16 protein-coding genes are annotated in these 15034 nt (G+C 70.3%); 3 read left to right on the forward strand and 13 right to left on the reverse strand.

Annotation, left to right across the window (positions count from 1 at the left end; translation table 11 throughout):
* Positions 1-6: 6 nt before the first annotated feature.
* From ACFSNB_RS08530 to ACFSNB_RS08560, 7 genes are all read right to left on the reverse strand, one after another.
* Positions 7-2313 carry a tetratricopeptide repeat protein gene (locus ACFSNB_RS08530; RefSeq protein ID WP_377315748.1) on the reverse strand — a complete coding sequence of 769 codons (2307 nt, stop codon included), beginning with the start codon at positions 2311-2313 and terminating at the stop codon, positions 7-9.
* 147 nt (positions 2314-2460) lie between these two features.
* Positions 2461-3936, reverse strand: a complete 1476-nt coding sequence (locus tag ACFSNB_RS08535) for a hypothetical protein (RefSeq protein WP_377315749.1) — start codon at positions 3934-3936, stop codon at positions 2461-2463.
* Positions 3929-5260: a KGGVGR-motif variant AAA ATPase gene (locus ACFSNB_RS08540; protein WP_377315750.1), complete on the reverse strand. Its 1332-nt coding sequence runs from the start codon at positions 5258-5260 to the stop codon at positions 3929-3931. Before ACFSNB_RS08540 ends, ACFSNB_RS08535 begins: the two co-directional genes overlap by 8 nt.
* Complete coding sequence (locus ACFSNB_RS08545) at positions 5260-5700, reverse strand: hypothetical protein (RefSeq protein WP_377315751.1); 441 nt, start codon at positions 5698-5700, stop codon at positions 5260-5262. The genes ACFSNB_RS08540 and ACFSNB_RS08545 overlap by 1 nt, the downstream gene beginning before the upstream one ends.
* A gap of 116 nt (positions 5701-5816) precedes the next feature.
* The gene (locus tag ACFSNB_RS08550) at positions 5817-6428 is read right to left on the reverse strand and encodes a hypothetical protein (protein ID WP_377315752.1); all 612 of its coding nucleotides are present in this window, start codon (positions 6426-6428) and stop codon (positions 5817-5819) included.
* Positions 6425-6997: a hypothetical protein gene (locus ACFSNB_RS08555; protein ID WP_377315753.1), complete on the reverse strand. Its 573-nt coding sequence runs from the start codon at positions 6995-6997 to the stop codon at positions 6425-6427. The genes ACFSNB_RS08550 and ACFSNB_RS08555 overlap by 4 nt, the downstream gene beginning before the upstream one ends.
* A complete protein-coding gene (locus ACFSNB_RS08560; protein ID WP_377315754.1) occupies positions 6948-7478 on the reverse strand; it encodes a hypothetical protein in 531 nt (176 codons plus the stop codon). The genes ACFSNB_RS08555 and ACFSNB_RS08560 overlap by 50 nt, the downstream gene beginning before the upstream one ends.
* An 86-nt stretch (positions 7479-7564) precedes the next feature.
* Between ACFSNB_RS08560 and ACFSNB_RS08565 the strand changes: the two genes are divergently transcribed.
* Positions 7565-8332: a LexA family transcriptional regulator gene (locus ACFSNB_RS08565; protein WP_377315755.1), complete on the forward strand. Its 768-nt coding sequence runs from the start codon at positions 7565-7567 to the stop codon at positions 8330-8332.
* A gap of 245 nt (positions 8333-8577) precedes the next feature.
* Here the strand turns inward: ACFSNB_RS08565 and ACFSNB_RS08570 are convergent, their stop codons facing one another.
* The 3 genes from ACFSNB_RS08570 to ACFSNB_RS08580 all read right to left on the reverse strand — a co-directional run bounded on the left by ACFSNB_RS08570 (position 8578) and on the right by ACFSNB_RS08580 (position 10855).
* Positions 8578-9723, reverse strand: coding sequence for an FkbM family methyltransferase (locus tag ACFSNB_RS08570; RefSeq protein ID WP_377315756.1), 1146 nt, complete (start codon positions 9721-9723; stop codon positions 8578-8580).
* 137 nt (positions 9724-9860) lie between these two features.
* Positions 9861-10496 carry a 2-hydroxychromene-2-carboxylate isomerase gene (locus tag ACFSNB_RS08575; protein WP_377315757.1) on the reverse strand — a complete coding sequence of 212 codons (636 nt, stop codon included), beginning with the start codon at positions 10494-10496 and terminating at the stop codon, positions 9861-9863.
* A 119-nt stretch (positions 10497-10615) separates the two neighbouring features.
* Complete coding sequence (locus ACFSNB_RS08580) at positions 10616-10855, reverse strand: YfhL family 4Fe-4S dicluster ferredoxin (protein ID WP_377315758.1); 240 nt, start codon at positions 10853-10855, stop codon at positions 10616-10618.
* A 341-nt stretch (positions 10856-11196) separates the two neighbouring features.
* On the opposite strand from ACFSNB_RS08580, the gene ACFSNB_RS08585 reads away from it, so the two are divergent.
* Positions 11197-12927: a 2-oxoacid:acceptor oxidoreductase subunit alpha gene (locus ACFSNB_RS08585; RefSeq protein ID WP_377315759.1), complete on the forward strand. Its 1731-nt coding sequence runs from the start codon at positions 11197-11199 to the stop codon at positions 12925-12927.
* A 1-nt stretch (position 12928) separates the two neighbouring features.
* The gene (locus ACFSNB_RS08590; RefSeq protein ID WP_377315760.1) at positions 12929-13759 is read left to right on the forward strand and encodes a 2-oxoacid:ferredoxin oxidoreductase subunit beta; all 831 of its coding nucleotides are present in this window, start codon (positions 12929-12931) and stop codon (positions 13757-13759) included.
* A 71-nt stretch (positions 13760-13830) separates the two neighbouring features.
* Here ACFSNB_RS08590 and ACFSNB_RS08595 read toward each other — a convergent pair whose 3' ends face one another.
* From ACFSNB_RS08595 to ACFSNB_RS08605, 3 genes are all read right to left on the reverse strand, one after another.
* Positions 13831-14124, reverse strand: a complete 294-nt coding sequence (locus ACFSNB_RS08595) for a BrnA antitoxin family protein (protein ID WP_377315761.1) — start codon at positions 14122-14124, stop codon at positions 13831-13833.
* Positions 14111-14392 (reverse strand): BrnT family toxin, encoded by a 282-nt coding sequence (locus ACFSNB_RS08600; protein ID WP_377315762.1) that lies wholly within the window; start codon positions 14390-14392, stop codon positions 14111-14113. Before ACFSNB_RS08600 ends, ACFSNB_RS08595 begins: the two co-directional genes overlap by 14 nt.
* Before the next feature lie 84 nt (positions 14393-14476).
* Entirely contained in the window at positions 14477-14656 is a 180-nt protein-coding gene (locus ACFSNB_RS08605) for a hypothetical protein (RefSeq protein WP_377315763.1), read from the reverse strand.
* Positions 14657-15034: the final 378 nt, after the last annotated feature.

The following is a 15034-nucleotide window of genomic DNA, read 5'->3' on the forward strand; positions in this document are numbered from 1 at the left end:
TTGTTGTCACCATCGCCGCTCCCCCAACACATGCCGCCGCCAGACCGCGCGGTAGAGCCGTTCGAGATGACGGGTCCAGCGTTCGCCGGCGACCAGGGGGGAGGCCGCGACGGCGGCGCGGAGTTCCATCCGCCGGCCGCGCCACTGCTCGACCTGATCGCAGGCGGCGAGCGCGCGGGCGATGTAATCCTCGGCCGAGCTGGCGATCATCTGGTCGAGCCCGAGCCGGGACAGCATGGCGGTGGTCCAGCGGCTGACCATGCGCGGCCAGGGCCAGGTGATCACCGGCACCCCCATGGCGAGGGACTGGAACGAGGTGGTCGAGCCCGAGAACGGGAAGGGATCGAGGGCGAAATCGGCGTCGTTGTAACGGGCGATGAAGGCCTCGGCGGTGTCTTGCTCGGTGCAGAACACCACCTGATCGGGATGGGCGCCGGCGGCGGCGAGGCCGGCGAAGATGCGCTCGCGCAGCCCGTCCGAGGCGTAGTTCTGCATGTATTTGAGGATCAGGCGGGCGTCGCGGCGGGCGGCGAGCAGCCGGCCCCACACCGCCAGGGTGGCGGGTCCGATCTTGGCCGGGCTGTTGAAGCAGCAGAACACCGGCGGCCCGGAGCGGGGCCGGGTCGGCAGCGGCAGGATGTCGGGCAGATCGACGACGTAATATTGCGGCAGGCGCAGCGGCCGCTCGCTGAAATATTCAGGATGGCCGGGCGGAATCAGCCAGCGGTCGGCCAGGATGTAATCCATTTCGGCCAGCCCGGTGGTGCCGACGTCGTACAGGCTGATCTGGACCGGGGCGGGCCGCCAGCCGGCGATTCCGGGCCGGTTGAGGTCGAAGCGGCTGGCCAGCACCACCAGGATGTCGATCCCGTCGGCGGCGATCCGGCGGGCGATGGTCTCGTTGTCGAGCCCGGCCACCAGGGTCCAGCCGTCGGCAAAAGGGCGGAACCAGTCGGTGAACAGATCCTCGCGCTGGTCGAGGGAATAGAAATGCAGGCTGAAGCGGGTGCGGTCGTGGCTGCGCACCGCCGGGATCAGGTTGATGGCGACCGGGTGGCGGCGCAGGTCGGAGGTCAGATAGCCGATGCGCAGCCGGCGTTCCGCCTCGGCCGGGGTGGCGGGGACGCGGGGGGCGAGCGGGCCGTGGCCGCCGAACTCGGCGGCGAAGGCCTCGGCGAGCAGGCGGCCGACGCCGTCGTCGGGCCCGTCATGGTTGGCGGCGCAGAACATCAGGGCGCGGAACAGGTCGTCCCGGTCCTCGCCGCCGCGCTGATCCTCGATCTGGTCGCCCAGCAGGTCGATCGCCTCGCGCACCCGGCCGGCGCGGACCAGCATCAGGGCGAGGTGCAGACGCGGCATCTGGTAGGCGGGGTCGAGCAAGGCGGCCTGACGGTAGGACTCGATCGCCTCGTCGAAGCGGCGCAGGTCGCGCAGGGCGGCGCCCCGGGCGCCATGGGCCTCGGCGTAATCGGGCTTGAGCCCGATCGCGGCGTCGAAGGCGCACAGCGCGTCGAGCGGGCGGCCGACCCGGCGCAGCGCGTTGCCGAGATTGTGATGGGGCTGGGGCAGGTCGGGATGGAGCTGGATCGCGGTGGCATAGGCGGCGATGGCGGCGTGGTCGTCCTCGCGCAGGGTCTCGGCATTGCCGAGATTGTTGTGGGCCTCGGCGAAATCGGGCTTGAGGGCGATGGCAGCGCGGAAGGCGGCGGCGGCCTCGTCGTGATGGCCGAGATCGAGCAGGGCGGTGCCGAGATTGTTGTGGGCCTCGGCGAAATCGGGATCGCGGGCGAGGGCTTCGCGAAAGGCGGCGACGGCGGCCTCGCCCCTGCCGAGGTCGGCCAGGGCGGTGCCGAGATGGAAATGGGTCAGGGCGGTTTCCGGCTTGAGCCGGACGGCCTCGGTCAGGGCGGCGACGGCGTCGTCGGTTCTTGCCAGTTCGTGCAGGGTGAGGCCGAGGCCGTGATGGGGCTCGGCCCAGTCGGGGCGGAGACGGATGGCGTCGCGGAAGGCGTCGAGGGCAAGGTCGGGCCGGCCGAGCAGCCGGCAGGCGAGGCCGAGAACGTGGCGCGGCTGGGGATCGGCCGGGTCGGCGGCGGCGGCGGCCTCGGCCAGGGCGGCGGCGGTGGCGGGATCGAGCCGGCGCAAAGCGAGGGTGGCGCGCAGGGTCAGCGCCTCGGCATGGGCGGGGGCAAGGTCGAGCAGGGCGCGGGCGATGGCGTCGGCCTGATCAAGGTTGCCGTCGCGCTGGGCCGCGACCGCGTTGGCGAGCATCGCCTGGAGGACGGTGTTGGGGAGGGAGTCGTGTTGAGTCACCGGCTGGTCTCCGTCGGTCGCGCCGGAGCGGAAGGATATCGCAGGCGATGGTGGCGGGGCAAATCCGCCGGGCTCCGCCCGGACCCGCGCGGGCGCCGCCCGCGACCCGCCAGGGGCCGCAAGGCCCCTGGACCCCGGGGGGAAAGGTCAGCGGCGGCCGGGCAACGGGGGAGGGCGCAGGCCGCCTTTGCGCTTGATCCGCGCCGCGACGCGGAAAATGTCCGGCATGTTGATCTTGCCGTTGCTGCGCCGTTCCAGCACGTTGATGTTGACCAGTTCCTCAAGCAACCGGCTTTCCGGGTCGGCCGGGTCGTCGGCCAGCGACAGCGGTGACAGCCATGAGCCGGCTTCCTTCAGGATCATGCCGACCGTGTTCCGGTCACGCCACCGGCCGATGAACTCGTCGGGCAGGGACGGGACCTGCAAGCCGTCGAGCGCCTCCAGCGCGGTCCGGATCCAGCCGTAATCCTCCTTGAGTTGGTCAAGTCGGGTGGCCGAGGCATGCTGTACCCCGGTTTGCAGGTCCTTATAGGTCAGAACCCGGCTGTCGCCCTGGGCGTTGGTGGCGGCACGGGTGAGGGCTGCCAGGAAGCTGCGCGGCGAGGTTTCCCCGGCGGCGTCGCTCAGATGGTCGTGCAGCCAGGAATAGGTCCGTCCCTTGCTGGGGCCGGCGCCCATGTATTCACCGCAGATCCGGTAGAACAGGAATGCCTGGAGGACCTCATCGCTCGCCAGATAGAACGGCAGGTCAGCGGATCGCTGCCAACTCGCGGGGGCATCGGGGCCGGCGACCGCCAACAGCGCTTCGCGCGCGGCCGGGCCGCTCCACAGACGTTGGAACAGCAGGCCGTAAAGGTCACGTCGGCGCCAGACCAACGAGACCGATTCCTGGCGCAGCTTGGAGGCATCCGGGAAGGCGAACAGGGTCGGGTCGGCGAACTGGTCGGAGCGCAGGAACAGCTTGACCCGCAGCGCCCGCGACGCGCGCAGATGCAGGGCAAGGCGCAGGGCCGCCTCGGTGCGGGGGCGGATTTGGTCCCAGCTTTTGCCCAGCCGGTCGAGCGCGTCGAACAGCAGCACGAATTTCCGCCCCCGATCGGCGAACCAGCCATCGGCGCGGCGCAGCGCGGTTTCGACCCCGAGCGGATCCCGTGCGGCCCAACGGGCCAGGGCGTCGCGGCCGTCGAGGTCGGCCGGCCCCTGTTCCGGCGCGCCGGCCTCGCGCAACGCCGCCAGCAACGCGCCGCGCCAGAGGTCGAACGGGTCCATCCCCTCGGCGGCGAGGCTGTCGAAACTGGCGACCGAGGGGGCCGGGCCGGCATCGAAGCCGGAGGCCGCCTGCTCATGGAAGCCGAGGCGGATCTCGGTCCGGTCCAGCCCGAGCCGGGGATAGGCGGTGTGGATCGCCTGCCGGGTTTGCGGGTGCGACAGCACCGCCGACCAGAAGCTTTTGCCGACGCCGCGATTGCCGACCACCACCGCCCGGTCGGGATCGAGCGCGCCATCGTGATCGACCGGGGTGAAGATCTGCCCCGGATCGGGGGTGTCGGCGGCCTTCCAACCGAGTTCGGTGACGTTGATCTCGGTCAGCGCCCTGCGCAGGACGAGGACGGCGTCAGACATCGCGGGCGGTCTCCAGCAGGCGATCGATGCCGTCGAGCAGATCGGCGAAGGTGCGGCGGAACACTTCGCTGCCCAGCACTTCGGGGCGGCTCAGCGGATCGAACTCGGCATAGGTGGTGTCGGCCAGGATGTGCCACGCCTTGTGCGGCGCGGCGGCGTCGTGGCGGTCGAAATTGAACGCCGCGTCGTCGTCCGCTCCGCCGGCTTCGTCATAGAGGGTTTCGGCGAACAGATCGTAGGCCTGATCGTAAAAATGGGTCCAGGAATCGGGATTGGCCGCCGCCTTGGCATGGACCAGCCGCAGCCGGCCGCGCCAGTCCTCGCCGGTGTCGCCCACCGCCGGGCGGTAGCGGCCGAGAAAGGCGAGCAGATAACGGTAGCCTTGGAAGGTCTGCGGGGTGTCGATGCCGAACAGCAGGCTCCACCCCCCCAGCCCGAGCAGGGTGGCGGCGGTGGTTTCGTTGAGTCCGGCGCGGGCATCGACCAGGATCGCGTCATAGCGCCCCATCGCCGCCAGATCCTTGATCAGCACCCGGGTGCGGTCGAGGAAACCACGCGGCGGCACGGCGGGATCGGGTGAGACCTCTTCGAGGTAGGCGCGCGACAGCTTGCCCAGCAGGTTGGCGGGATAGCTCTCGCTCCGCCGGCCGACCGCCGGGGCGACATGGACCAGCCCCCGGCCGGAGGTCAGCGGGCTGGGGGCGATCATCCGGTCGAGGAAGGCCCGGTCGATCGCGCGCAGGCCGGATTCGACGTAGAAATCGAGCAATCCGAACTCGGGCAACTGGTCGGCGGGCAGCAGCATGCCGCCGAGGCCGGGGGCTTCGAGATCGAGGTCGATCACCAGGGCGTTGCGGCCGGTGGCGGCGAGGTGGGCGGTGGTGACGGCCAGCGCGGTGGAGCGGCCGACGCCGCCCTTATGGCTGGCGAAGACGATCACCGGCGGCACGCCGTCCTGCGGCGGCAACGGCCGCCGCAGCCAGTCCTGGCCGGCGATGCGGCGCTCGACCACGCGAACGAAACCGGAAAAGGCGGGATGCTCGATCCACTCGATCACCCCGAGGGCGGGATCGTTCAGGCTGTCGTCGAACAGATCGGCCGGAGTGGCGACCGGCTGGGGATCGAGATAGGGCGCCAGAGCCGCCACCTCGCCGCGCAACGCCGCCAGTGCCGTTTCGTTCGCCGCCGGGTCGAGACGGACGAAGGTCAACCGCCCTTCGCTGTCGCGCAGGATCAGGTTGTCGATCAGACTCCGCTCGCCCAGCAGGTCGCGGATCCGGGCGGCGAACAGCGGCAGGGCATCGTCGTAGAGGATCTCGGCCATCAGGGGGTCTCCCGTTTCAGACCGGCGGCATGCATCAGGCGACGGGTCTGCTGATGCCACAGGGCGACGGTATCCGGATCGACGGTCCCCTCGGGCGCATAGCGGAGATCAATCTCCCAACCGGGCAGCAGATCGGGGTGGCTGAGGACGAACGCCCGTAGCGCCGTGTCCTTCAACCCGTTGAATTTTTTTCTGATGATGTCACGCAGTTCGGGGAAATGGATGAATTTGATTTTTTCGTCGGGGAAATGGCGACGCCAAGCGGCCTTGGCCGCGCATTCGGCGGCGAAGCCGATCAGATGGCCGGCATTGTCGAAACGCCCGGTTTGGGCCAGGGCTTCGGCGTCCTGGAGATGACGCAGCGCCGCTGCCGGATAATCCTCGTTCACGCCTGTTTCCCGTCTGAGTTCCGCTGGCGAAAACTCTAACCATCTCGACACGCGTCGCCAAACCCCTTGTTGCGACAGGCGCCGCCACCGGACTCCCCCCGAAGCAGGTCCAGGAGCCGCTGGCTCCTGGCGGGTGCGGGCAGAGCCCGCATTTTTCGTTCACTTTTCTACCCCCTTTTGTTCCAGGGCTCGGCCACAACGCCGAGCCCGTCGATCCGCCAGCGCCGCAGCGGGGCGTTTTCCAGCAGCAGCGCCAGGGTTTCGAGGGCGCGGAACCAGCGGCTGTACTCGGCCCGCTGCATCCGCACCCAACTGTCGTCGGGCCAGAGCTGGAGCGGGCAATAGCACACCGCGACGGCGCGGCGGGTGCGGTTGCGGTAGCGGATCTCGATCCGTTCGGCCTCGACCACCAGCGGGGCGCCGTCGCGCAGCACCGGCTCCAGGTGCTGGCTGGCCCCCCATTCGGGCAGGGTGCCGGCGCCGGCATGGGCGACCAGCAGGGCGCGGCCGGGGCCGTCATCCATCAGCCCGACGGTGTCGGCGACCAGGGCGGCGTCGGGATGCAGCACCGGGCGCTGGCGTTCGGCGGTGGAGGGGATCACCGCGCCGAGCCGGGCGGCGGCGAGGGCGCGGGCGGTCGGGCTGGGGCCGCCGGCGAGGCGGGCCAGCTCGGCGGCGGGGTCGGTGCCGTCGTCGGCGCGCTGGCGGCGGTAGGTCCAGTCGAGCAGGGCCAGCAGCGAGGTGGTCTCGCGGGTGGCGGCGGGGCGGTGATGGGTCATGGACGGTCTCCGGGGCGGACGAGCAGGGCGACGGCGGATTCACCGGCGGCGACGCGGGCGCGCAGCTCGGCCAGGGCGGCGCGCTGGTCGGGCCCCAGCGTTTCGCGCCAGCGTTCGAGCCGGCGGTGGCGGGCCTCGGCCTCGGCGCGGTCGCGGGCGTCGAGGCGGGCGCGCAGCCGGGCGAGGCCGAGCCGGCGGTGCCAGCCGTGCAGCCGCTCCATCTCGGCCTCCAGCCAGCGGGCGACGTCGGCGAGGCGGGGCGGCTCGGCCCAGCGATGGGTCAGCGCCACCCGGTCGAAGGCGGCGGCCAGCGCGGCGGCGGGGTAGGGCGACAGCAGCCGCCGCCACTCGCCCAGCGTCACCGGGTGGGGCTGGGGCACCCCGGCATCCCACAGCCGCTGCATCAGCCCGGCCAGGGTGGCGGGGGCCACCGGGGCCAGCGCCGCCTCGGCCGCGTCGAGCGCGGCGGGCAGGGCGGCCGCCACCCCGGGCGGCAGCGGCGCGGCGAGGATCTGGGCCTCAGCCCGCGAGGTCAGGAAATGCCGCAAGGGTGCGGCGGCGGCTGGCATCGGGGTCGTAGCCGGCCCGGCGGGCGGGCGGCGCCTCTCGGTCATGATCGTCATTTCCTTGTTGGAGTCTTTTGAGTCCCGGTCGGGCGGCGGTCGGGGCGCGGTCGGGCGCCGGTCGGACCCCGGTCGGGGCGAGCTGATAAAGGTCGTATTTGCAGATGGTTATGATCGTCAGGCCCGATCGGACCTCGGTGGTGACGAAGCCGGTGGCGACGAAGTGGCGCAGCCGGCCGAGCGCGGTGGCCTTGGCGCATTCCCACGCCCGGGCCAGCCCGGCCAGCGGCATGCAGACCTGCCCGCGCGCCAGCGTCACCGCCTGCCCGGCCACCCGGCGGCTGCCGGGCTGCCAGGCGGCATGGAGGATCAGCCAGATCGCGGCATATTCGTCGTCCTTGCCGCGGAACTGGGGGTGGCCGATCAGGTCGCGATGGATCAGGACGAAGCCGCCGGCCGGGCGGGAGGGGGGAGGTTGTTGGGTCATGTCCCATTGCTATGGGAGAAATCCCATCAGGTCAACGGGAAAAATCCCCACTGCCCAAGCCCCCACCGGCATGGGATAGTTGCCCAATGGCCTATTCCCCCGATCGCACCGCGAGGCTCGCCGCCGGCCTGAGGCGGCTGATGGAACAGACCGGCCACGTCGAACAGAAGGGGCTGGCGGTCGCCGCCGGTCTCAACGACACGGCGGTGCGCGACATCCTCAAGGGCAAGTCGCTCGACCCCCGGGTCAGCACCGTCGCCGCGCTGGCCCGCGTGCTGGGCGGCGGGGTGCTCGACCTGTTCGATCTGCCGCCGCCCGATCCGCTCCCGTCCGGCGCGCTGGTCCGCGCCCCGGGGCTGGAGGACGCCCCCGCTCCGGCTCCCGCCGCGCCCCGGCCCAGCCTGCGCGACGGGGTGATCGAAATCTGTCAGACCGAATTCGTCGCGGTGCCCCGCTTCGACGCCCGCCTGTCGGCCGGCGCCGGCAGCCTGCTGCCGGAACAGCCCGAGCCCGAGGGCTATCAATTGTTCGAACGGCAGTGGCTGCGCGCGGTCACCGCCGCCGTGCCGCCCCACCTCGCCTTGCTGCGGGTCGATGGCGACAGCATGGAGGACACCCTGTCCGATGGCGATTGGGTGCTGATCGACCGCGAGCAGACCAACCCGGCGCGCGAGGGGATCTATGCCCTGCGGGTCGATGACGTGGTGTGGGTCAAGCGGCTGTCGGTCAACCGCCCCAACCGTACCATCGAGGTGATCAGCGACAACAAACGCTGGCCGCCCCAGTCCTGGCCGGCCGAGCAGGTCGCGGTGATCGGGCGGATCGTCTGGCTGGTCGGCCGCAAGGTCGCCTGAGCCCCCGCGCCGTCAGGCGGGCGCCGCCCGCACCCGCCAAGGGCCGCAAGGCCCTTGGAACCCATTGGGTGTCGGGCACGGACCGGCCTGTCAGCTTGGGCGCGGGGGTTTGCCGCGCGAAGGGCAAGGAAAGGGATCCAAGGGCCTGCGGCCCTTGGCGGGCGTGGGCGGAGCCCACACATCCCCCCGAAACCCGAGATGAGCCAGACGGCAGCCCTCCCGACTTAACGCCAATGATTGAGGCCTCAGGCCGCCGGCGGCTGTCCGTAGAGGATGGTTTCGTAGCGGTAGGGCGCGTGGTGGCTGAGGTAGAAGCGGTAGCCGAGGTCGAGGTTGACTAGGTAATCGAGGATCTCGACGAACTGTTCGAACGGCTCGTGATAGACCGAGATCGCCAGTTTGGGGCGGAGGCGGCGCAGGGTCTCGACGCTGCCGCGCAGGGCTTCGGGCTCGGCGCCCTCGATGTCGAACTTGATGAAGTCGCAGCGTTGCTCGGGCTGGGCGGCGACATGGGAATCAAGGCTGATCAGCGAGCAGACGGCATTGCCCTCGCCCTGGCGCAGCACCCGGCTGTCGCCGTGTTCGCCGTGATTGAAGGGCAGGGTGGCGGCTTCCGACCACAGGCCGACCGGTTCGAGCCGGACGTTGTGGCGGGGCGCCAGCGCCGTGGCGAGGGGGTCGATGACGGCGAGGTCGGCCTCGAAGGCGTAGACCCGGCCGAGCGGCCCGACCGATTTCGAGAATTCGATGGTCAGATCCTCGCCGCCGGTCGAGATGCCGGCTTCATAGACGAAATCGCCCGGGGCGACCTGGACCTGTTCGTGGAAATACTGGTGGAGGTTGGAGAAGGGCATGAAGCCGCTGTCGCCGGTCAGGCGGTATTTGATCCCGCCCAGGAACACGTCGCGGCTGTGCTGGTCGGCCAGGGCGTTGCAGCAGCGGGTGATGCGCTCGATGTTGTCGATCACGAACTGGGCCGGGAACGGCTGCGTCGAGATGAAGAAGCGCAGCACCGGCTGGATCGCGGCATAGTCGATCTGCACCTCGGCGGCGATGCCGAGTTCCAGCGCGCGCAGGAAGGTCGGGGCATAGCCGCCCTCGCCCCACAGGTCGCCGTTGCTGAACAGGCAGGGGATCTTGCCGCCAAGCTCGATCCCGGGCTCCAGCGGCAGGATGCGCGGCGGGACGGTGTGGGTGGTGGCGTAGAACCGGGTGGCGAGGTCGAGATTCCGCGGCAGCACCACCACCACCGCCTCGGCCGGATCGACCCGGGTGACGATGCACCGCACGTTGGGCAGCGCCTTCATCCGCGCGACGACGTCGTCGGAGGTCAGCAGCGGCAGCGCCGGGGCCGGCGCCGGGGGGGACGGAGCGAAGGAAAGATCGGACATCGCAGCCTCTGTTCATTCTGTACCGGGACGGCGGGGCGGCGGCCCCGCGCGAAGACGGCTTCTGCGCCTTCGCTGGCGCCAGATCCTAGCCGCGTCGCGGTGGGAGATGAATGAACGGCTTAACGCAGCGGTGGGGATCACCAGCCGCCGCAGCCCAGCCACTCGTCGAGCATCGCCAGCCGGTCGGCGCCCCAGAACGGCTCGCCGTCGGCGATCATGAAGGGCGAGCCGAAGATGCCGCGCCGCAACGCCTCGTCGGTGCGGTCCTTGAGCCGCTGCTTGACCGCCGGCTCGGCGGCGGCGGCGATCAGGGTCTCGGCCGGGTAGGGGACGATCGCCCCGGCGGCGGCGACGGTGGTCTCGGCGTCGGTCAGGGCGATCCCCTCGATGAAGGCGGCGTCGAGACAGCGTTTGGCGAAGCGCGCCGCCACCGCCGGATCGCGCGCCTCCAGCCAGTAGAACAGCCGGCTGGGGGGCAGGGCGGCAAACGGGTGCCCCGGCGGCAGGCGGAACCGCACCCCCAGCCGCCGGGCCTGGCGGTCCCAGTCATGGCGGGCATAATCGCCGCGCAGCGGGGTGGTGGTCAGGCCCTGCATCCCGGTGGTCTTGAACGCCACCCCGAGCAGGAACGGCCGCCACAGCACGGCGCGGCCGTGGCGTTCGGCCACCGTCTCGATCTCGCGGCTGGCGAAGAAGGCGTAAGGCGAGCTGAAATCGAACCAGAATTCGATCGGGGCCGGACTGGCGGCGGCGCGGTCGAGGGTGGTGGGCATCGGTCTCTCCCTGCGGGGGCATGCGGCGGGGGACCGATGGTAGCGGGCGGGGCGGGGCGGCACAACCGAACCCTGGCCCGGGGAGGCGCCCCCCGGAAGCGGGGGGGCGCCGGTCGGGATCAGCCGTGCAGGCTGTGATAGCGGGCGAGCAGGGCGTCGCGGCTTTCGCTGAGGCCGGCGACGATCGCATCGGCCGGGCAGACCAGTTGGCATTGCGGCGTGTCGTCGGCGCCGACGCATTCGGTGCAGCGCGCGGCGTCGATCACATAGATCACGTCGCCGGCCGAGATGGCCTGATTGGGACAGCTCGACACGCAGGCGTCGCAGGCGGTGCAGTCGTCGGTGATCTTCAGGGACATGGCACGTTCCTCTCGGTTGCGGGGGAAGGCGTCGCCCGGACTTGCCGCCGGCCGGGGCCAGGGCCGGGCGTGCCGTTACAGGGGTCCCGGACGATATGATTGGTTGAAGCCGCCCGCTTGGCAATCTCTTTCCCACTCCGGCGCGCGGATGGCCGTTCCGGCGCAAATCCCGCTCGCGGGCGGCCGAAGGCCCCGCTATGATGACCCCTCCCCAGCCAGGGCCCGGTTTCCTCCGTCCCGGCGACGTCACCGCACAGCGGTTTCCCCCGGGGGCGGGGGAGACGCGCGCGTGAGCGTTCGCGCCCCGGCCTTTGGGGCCAGACAGCGAGGAACGCAAATCCATGACGGTCAGTTCAGGTTCAGTCTCGATCGCCTTGTGCGGCAGCGGTGGCGCGGGGGTGATGACCGCCGCCAACATGCTGGTCGATGCGGCGGCCCATGCCGGCTATTACGCCTTGTTCAGCCGCTCGTCCGGGCCGCAGATCCGCGGCGGCGAGGCGGCGGCGCTGCTGCGCCTGTCGGCCGAGCCGGTCACCTCGGTCGATGACACCTATCAGATCCTGCTGGCGGTCGATTGGCAGAACGTGGTCCGCTTTGCCGCCGAGCTGCCGCTGTCGGCCGACAGCGTGATCGTCGCCGACCCCGCCGCCGGCGCGGTGCCCGACCTGCTGGCCGGCGCCGGCGCCCGGATGGCCGAACTGGCGATGAAGGAGCAGGCCCAGACCATTCCCGGCGGCCGTCCCAACATGATCGCGCTCGGCGCCGTGGCCAGCCTGATCGGCCTGCCGGTCGAGGCGGTGGTCGAGGTGCTGGGCAAGTCGCTGAAGAAGAAGCGCGCCGACGCGCTGGAGGCCTCGATCGCGGCGGTGCGGCTGGGGGCTGAAATCGCCGCCCGGCTCGATCTGCCCTGCCGCCGCCTGCCGCCGCCCCAGGCCCATCAGGGCCGCTGGGCGATCAGCGGCAACCACGCCGCCGGCCTCGGCGCCATTCGCGGCGGCGTCCGCTTCTGCGCCGCCTACCCGATCACCCCGGCGACCGAATCGCTCGAATATCTCAGCACCGCGCTGCCCCGGGTCGGCGGGGTGTTCGTCCAGGCCGAGGACGAGCTGGCCTCGATCAACATGTGCATCGGCGCCTCGTTCGGCGGCGATCCCGCCATCACCGCCACCGCCGGCCCCGGTCTGTCGCTGATGACCGAGGCGCTCGGCCTCGCCGTCGCCTCGGAAACCCCGCTGGTGGTGCTCGACGTCCAGCGCGGCGGCCCCTCGACCGGCATTCCCACCAAGTCGGAACAGTCCGACCTCAACATCGCCCTCTATGGCCTGCATGGCGACGCCCCCCATCTGGTGCTGGCGCCGCAATCGATCGCCGACTGTCTGTTCACCACCCAGTGGGCGGTGGCGCTGGCCGAGGCGACCCAGGCCCCCTGCATCGTCCTGTCCGACCAGTCGCTCGGCCAGTCGCGCGCGGTGATCGACCCCACCCCGGCGGCGCCGTTCGTCGCCCGCCGCCTGCTGGCCCAGACCCCGGCCGAGGGCGAGGTGTTCAAGCGTTATGCCGTCACCAACAGCGGCGTCTCGCCGATGCCGCTGCCCGGTACCCCCGGCTGCCAGTACACCGCCGACGGGCTGGAGCATGCCGAATCCGGCACCCCCTCGACCCAGTCGTCCGACCATGCCCGCCAGCTCGACAAGCGGCTGCGCAAGCTGCTGCTCCAGGAATACGGCCCGCATTGGGCCACCCTCGACGGCGACGGCGAGATCGCGGTGATCACCTGGGGCTCCTGTACCGGCGCCGCGCGCGAGGCGGTCCACCGCGCCCGCGCCCAGGGCATGTCGGTGCGGCTGGTCGCGCCGCGCCTGCTGTTCCCGACCCGGCCCGACGACATGGCCCGCGCGCTGGACGGCGTCACCCGCATCCTGGTGGTCGAACAGAGCCATCTCGGGCAGTTCACCCGCTATCTGCGCGGGGAATACGACCTGCCGGCCCGGCCGGAAGTGTTCAGCCGCCCCGGCCCGCTGCCGATCCGCCCCGGGGAAATCCATGCCCGCCTTGCCGCGATGGGGAAGTAACATGACGGTCGATACCTATAGCGCCAAGGATTTCCGTTCCGAGGTCAAGCCGGTCTGGTGCCCGGGCTGCGGCGATTACGGCGTGCTGTCCTCGATCACCAAGGCCTGCGTCGATCTCGGCCTCGCGCCCCACCAGACCTCGGTGATTTCCGGCATCGGCTGCTCGTCGCGGCTGCCGGCCTACACCAACACCTACGGCTTCCACGCCATCCACGGCCGCGCCCTGCCGGTCGGGGCCGGGCTGAAGCTGGCCCGCCCCGATCTGACCGTGCTGGTGGTCGGCGGCGACGGCGACGGCTTCTCGATCGGCGGCAACCACTTCCTCCATGCCTGCCGCCGCAACGTCGATATGACCTATATCGTGATGGACAATCGGGTCTACGGCATGACCAAGGGCCAGCCGTCCCCCACCACCGAGGCCGATTGGGATGCCTCGGCGATGGCCCCGCCCGGCGGCACCGGCCTGACCCCGTTCCATCCGCTGGCGATCGCCCTGGCCTCGGGGGCGAATTTCATCGCCCGCGCCTTCTCGGGCGATCCCAACGGCACCGCGTCGCTGATCGCCGAGGGGATCCGGCATCCCGGGTTCTCGTTCATCGCGGTGATGTCGCCCTGCATCACCTTCCGCGAGGAACAGCGCGACTGGAAGAGCATCGTCCGCCCCACCGCCTTCCCGCCGACCTCCGATCCGGCCCAGGCGGCGCGCCGGCTGATGACCGATCCCGGCTTCAATATCGGCGTGCTGTTCAAGGGCAGCCGCGCCCCCTTCGCCAAGCCCCGCGCCGAGGCGGCCGCCATCGCCGATCTCGATGCCGAGTTCGTGGTGAAGTAACCAGACAAAGGGAAAAAGCGGGCTCTGCCCGCACCCGCCAAGGGCCGCAAGGCCCTTGGAACCCTTTCTTTTTAGCGGTGCCGCGCCATGAATTCACGCAGGGCCGCATTGATCCGGGTTTGATAGCCCGGCCCCTGCCGCTGGAACCAGTCAAGCACGTCGGCATCAAGACGCAGGGCAACGGGTTTCTTGATCGGGGTGGTCTTGTAGAACGCGCCGCGAATGCCTCCGGCGGCAAGCTCGGCTTCGCTCATCGGCGGGCATTCGGGGTCGGTCAAATCAATCTCTCGGTCGGGACGCGCGGCCAGGGCCTCAAGTTCGGCCTTGAGGGCGGGGGGCAGGGGGGCAGGGTTACCCTTCTTCATAGGCTCTCCTTTCGGCGGGTGACGCCTCGCGGGCGCTGATGATGCGGCCTGGAACGGCCGGATTGTCCGGCCATGTATGCACGACGAACAGGACGACGGCGGGGCCGGTGGCCGGCATGCACAGGGTTCGCCATCGTTCTTCATCGGGCCAGGGGTCGGGGAAGGTGACGGCAAGCGGATCGCCCAGGCCATGTTCGGCCAACTCGAACGAAATCCCATGTTTTCGCTTGTTCGTCTCGGCTTTCGCCCGATCCCATGTCCAATGCAAAATCGCCCCCGTGTCTATACGCCAATGTATAGACGGCCCGGGACCGCATCAAGGGCGGGGACACTCCGTTGTTGGGCTTTCGTCTCAATCCCCTTCGCCAAGCCCCGCGCCGAGGCCGCCGCCATCGCCGATCTCGATGCCGAGTTCGTCGTGAAGTAACAAAACAAAGGGAAAAGCGGGCTCTGCCCGCACCCGCCAAGGGCCGTAAGGCCCTTGGAACCCTTTGGTTTGAGGAGTGATACGCTCAAGGGGCAGCTTCCCCATTGGGATCCGCGCAAGCTTACGATCAAGCAGGTGGAGCCGCCGCCGGGAGAAGAGGGCTGGACCTACTTGGAGTCCGCCCAGAAATGGACGCGGATAACATATTTCCTGCGGGGAGATACCGGAGGGGCGAGCCGGGACGCCTCGGCCTTGCGCCGAGGCACAGGAGGCCCGCAAAACTCAAAAAATAAAAGAAAGGGCTGGGAAACTGTGGGACGGTAAGGACGGGGCTGAACCGCCCCCCCTATCGTCTCAGAGCCCAACTCAAAAAGAGTTGAGCGGTTTCAGAGGGTTGTGATTCCGTTTTGTTGCGAGACGAAACGGAGAGAGATCGATGCCCTGGACCGAAACCGCCCGCCGTGAGTATCGGCGGGCGAACCG

The sequence above is a fragment of the Phaeospirillum tilakii genome (genome assembly GCF_042683125.1).
GTDB classification, from domain to species: Bacteria; Pseudomonadota; Alphaproteobacteria; order Rhodospirillales; family Magnetospirillaceae; genus Phaeospirillum; species Phaeospirillum tilakii.

Bases quoted from the DNA above. Each gene is read 5' to 3' on its own strand.
- ACFSNB_RS08590 (WP_377315760.1), top strand. From the start codon at position 12,929: ATGACGGTCGATACCTATAGCGCCAAGGATTTCCGTTCCGAGGTCAAG.
- ACFSNB_RS08605 (WP_377315763.1), bottom strand. From the start codon at position 14,656: ATGGGGAAGCTGCCCCTTGAGCGTATCACTCCTCAAACCAAAGGGTTC.
- ACFSNB_RS08570 (WP_377315756.1), bottom strand. From the start codon at position 9,723: ATGTCCGATCTTTCCTTCGCTCCGTCCCCCCCGGCGCCGGCCCCGGCG.
- ACFSNB_RS08550 (WP_377315752.1), bottom strand. From the start codon at position 6,428: ATGACCCATCACCGCCCCGCCGCCACCCGCGAGACCACCTCGCTGCTG.
- ACFSNB_RS08555 (WP_377315753.1), bottom strand. From the start codon at position 6,997: ATGCCAGCCGCCGCCGCACCCTTGCGGCATTTCCTGACCTCGCGGGCT.
- ACFSNB_RS08540 (WP_377315750.1), bottom strand. From the start codon at position 5,260: ATGGCCGAGATCCTCTACGACGATGCCCTGCCGCTGTTCGCCGCCCGG.
- ACFSNB_RS08595 (WP_377315761.1), bottom strand. From the start codon at position 14,124: ATGAAGAAGGGTAACCCTGCCCCCCTGCCCCCCGCCCTCAAGGCCGAA.
- ACFSNB_RS08580 (WP_377315758.1), bottom strand. From the start codon at position 10,855: ATGTCCCTGAAGATCACCGACGACTGCACCGCCTGCGACGCCTGCGTG.
- ACFSNB_RS08575 (WP_377315757.1), bottom strand. From the start codon at position 10,496: ATGCCCACCACCCTCGACCGCGCCGCCGCCAGTCCGGCCCCGATCGAA.
- ACFSNB_RS08585 (WP_377315759.1), top strand. From the start codon at position 11,197: ATGACGGTCAGTTCAGGTTCAGTCTCGATCGCCTTGTGCGGCAGCGGT.
- ACFSNB_RS08560 (WP_377315754.1), bottom strand. From the start codon at position 7,478: ATGACCCAACAACCTCCCCCCTCCCGCCCGGCCGGCGGCTTCGTCCTG.
- ACFSNB_RS08565 (WP_377315755.1), top strand. From the start codon at position 7,565: ATGGCCTATTCCCCCGATCGCACCGCGAGGCTCGCCGCCGGCCTGAGG.
- ACFSNB_RS08535 (WP_377315749.1), bottom strand. From the start codon at position 3,936: ATGTCTGACGCCGTCCTCGTCCTGCGCAGGGCGCTGACCGAGATCAAC.